The sequence below is a fragment of the Pseudomonadota bacterium genome (assembly GCA_016195085.1).
Classification (GTDB): Bacteria; Pseudomonadota; Alphaproteobacteria; order SHVZ01; family SHVZ01; genus JACQAG01.
The window spans coordinates 1-2848 of the sequence record JACQAG010000092.1; the positions used below are offsets into that span (position 1 = coordinate 1).

General features: G+C 65.8%; 3 protein-coding genes. 1 reads left to right on the forward strand and 2 read right to left on the reverse strand.

The features are described 5' to 3' along the window. On the reverse strand, window positions 1-548 hold a 548-nt coding region (gene kdsA / locus HY058_22490), incomplete at its 3' end, for a 3-deoxy-8-phosphooctulonate synthase (GenBank protein ID MBI3500072.1). Window positions 549-886: 338 nt separating this feature from the next. Between kdsA and HY058_22495 the strand changes: the two genes are divergently transcribed. Continuing rightward, complete coding sequence (locus HY058_22495) at window positions 887-2170, forward strand: IS4 family transposase (GenBank protein MBI3500073.1); 1284 nt, start codon at window positions 887-889, stop codon at window positions 2168-2170. A 254-nt stretch (window positions 2171-2424) separates the two neighbouring features. On the opposite strand, the gene HY058_22500 is transcribed toward HY058_22495, so the two are convergent. Next, window positions 2425-2848, reverse strand: a 424-nt coding sequence (locus HY058_22500) for an ATP-binding cassette domain-containing protein (protein ID MBI3500074.1), incomplete at its 5' end; no start/stop codon positions are given.

Below are 2848 nucleotides of genomic sequence, written 5' to 3' on the forward strand. Positions count from 1 at the left end.
ACGAGCGTGTTGTAGCCGAAGGAGACGCCCCGCTCGGTGGCCAGCACGTTCGGATTCCCGGCGGCGGTCACCTTGGCGACGACGTTCTTCATGTCCCAGGGCGCCAGGAACTGGCCCTTCTTCACGTTGATCGTCTTTCCGGTCTGGCCCGCCGCCAGCAGCAGGTCGGTCTGGCGGCAGAGGAAGGCCGGGATCTGCAGAACATCGACGGCCTCCGCCACCGGTCCGCATTGCTCGACGGAATGGATGTCGGTGAGTACCGGACAACCATAGGTCTCGCGTAGCTCGGCCATGATCGGCAGGCTCTTCTCCATGCCGAGCCCGCGCTGACCGTTGAGGCTGGTGCGGTTCGCCTTGTCGAACGAGGTCTTGTAGACGAGGCCGATGCCGAGCCTGGCCGTGAGCTCGCTCAGCGCCTGGCACATCTCATGCGCATGGGCGCGGGATTCGAGCTGGCAGGGGCCGGCGATCAGGGACAAGGGCCGGTCGTTGCCGAAGGTCACCTGGCCGACGGTCACATGGCGGGGCTGAGGGCGGATCTGGTTCATGGTTCTATCCGTTTCGTGCGTGCCTGACGCACCTTCATAAGCCATCATCCTGGCCAAGGCATCGACGATGCCGCGAGCCGGGATCCAGGGTCGTCGTCGTTGCGCGCTCCGTAGCCCGGATGTTCCTGGGTCCCCGCTTTCGCGCTAGTTGATGCACACATCTTGGTGCGGCGGAGTGACTCACCTGTGAGGAAGCAGCTTTCCTGGTGATGGGAATGTATGATTCTCATTCTGGCACGTCCATTTCCTTGAGGTGCCGAGATGCTGGACGCGCAATATTCGGTGGGTCGGTTCGGGGATCGCCGCCTCGACAAAGGGGGGCGGCGCTGCTCGAAGGGATGGTCGTGCGCGCCAGTTCGTGCGTGCGACAGGCGGCGGCCGGCCGTCGGTCGGAGATTGTCCGGTATGGTCGGTTCCTGGCCAACGAGAAAGTGACGCTGGAAGCCCTGCTCGCGGGCTGGGGCGAGCAAACCGCCCTTGCGGCAGCCGGCCGGCATGTGCTGGCGATCCAGGATACCAGCGAGATCAACTTCAGAACCACGGCCGAGCGGCGGCGCGGCTTGGGCGAGATCGGCAAGGGTGTCGGCTGCGGCTTGCTGCTGCATGCGATGCTGGCGCTGGATGCGCACAGCGATGCCTGCCTGGGATTGGTCGCGGGCCAGATCTGGACGCGCCAGGGACGGGTGGCGGTGCGGCACGAGAGCCGACCGCCGCGGGAGAAGGAATCCTGGCGCTGGATCGAGACCGCGGAGCGGGCCAAACAGGTCCTGTCGGCGGCCGCGATGGTCACCGTGATCGATGATCGCGAGGGCGACTTCTATGCCAAATGGGCGAGCGTCGCGGCGCAAGACTTCCATCTGCTGACGCGCTCCATGCATGACCGCGTTCTGGCCGACGACCGGAGCCTGTATGAGGCAGCGGCCCAGCTGCCGATTGCCGATGTCTCGACCATCGACCTCACGGCCCGCCCTCATCGACCGGCGCGTCAGGCCAAGCTGGCGTTGCGGTTCGGGCGCGTGACCCTGAAAAGGCCGCAAGGTCCGGGCCTGCGGGATCTGCCCGAGACAGTGGAACTGAGCGTGATCGAGGTCGTCGAGTTCGATCCGCCGGCCCAGGCCGAGCCGCTGCACTGGTATCTGTTGACGACCCATGCGGTGAAGGACGCCGCCGCCGCTTGGCAGATCGTCCATTGGTACAAGAAGCGTTGGACGATCGAGCAGCTCTTCCGGGTTCTCAAAACCCAGGGGCTGCAGCTCGAAGACAGCCGGCTCGAAACCGCCGAGCGGTTGCTCAAGCTCAGCGCGATCGCCACCAAGGCCGCCGTCATCACCTTGCAGCTGGTCCAGGCGCGGGACGGCCAAAGCGCTGAACCGGCCAGCAGCGTCTTCAACCAGGACGAAATCCAGCTCCTCGATGCCCTCGGGCGCAGATACCAGGGCACCACGATGCTCCAAAGCAACCCTCACCCGCCGCGCAGCCTCGCTTGGGCCGGCTGGATTGTCGCCCGGCTCGGCGGCTGGGACGGATACCCGCGGACCAAACCCGGTCCCATCACCTTCAAACACGGCCTCGAATACTTCCTGGGCATCGCGCAGGCTTGGAGCCAGATCAAAGATGTGTGAATCAACTAGCGCGAAAGCGGGGACCCAGAGGCAACCGCAGGTCACTTGCCCCGTTTCCCGCCTTCCCTTCATTGTCATGCCCGCGCGTGACGCGGGCATCCATGTCGATGCAGGCCTGGGCGAGGGCTGAAACGGCCCGACCATGGATCGCCGGGTCAAGCCCGGCGATGACAGAGGAGAGTGGCGCGTCCTCGGTTCCGCCATTCGGGGAATGACGGAAGAGTTTGCTTCGCCTTCCGTGCTTATTCCGCCTCTCACCCCGCCTTGCGCGAGGCGGTGCGCTGGCGCAGATGCGGCTTGAGATACTGGCCGGTGTAGCTCTCCTTGACCTGCGCCACCGCCTCGGGCGTGCCCACGGCCACCACGCGCCCGCCCTTGTCGCCGCCCTCGGGGCCCAGATCGATGATCCAGTCGGCGGTCTTGATGACCTCGAGATTGTGCTCGATCACCACCACCGTATTGCCCTGCTCGACCAGCCGGTGCAGCACCTCGAGGAGCTTGCGCACATCCTCGAAATGCAGGCCCGTGGTCGGCTCGTCGAGGATGTAGAGGGTGCGGCCGGTGGCGCGCCGGGCCAGCTCCTTCGCCAGCTTCACGCGCTGCGCCTCGCCGCCCGAGAGCGTGGTCGCGTTCTGGCCGAGCGTGATGTACGACAGCCCGACTTCGAGCAGCGTGTCG

Excerpts from the sequence above, each read along its gene's own strand:
- HY058_22495 (MBI3500073.1), top strand. The coding sequence starts at position 887 with ATGGTCGTGCGCGCCAGTTCGTGCGTGCGACAGGCGGCGGCCGGCCGT.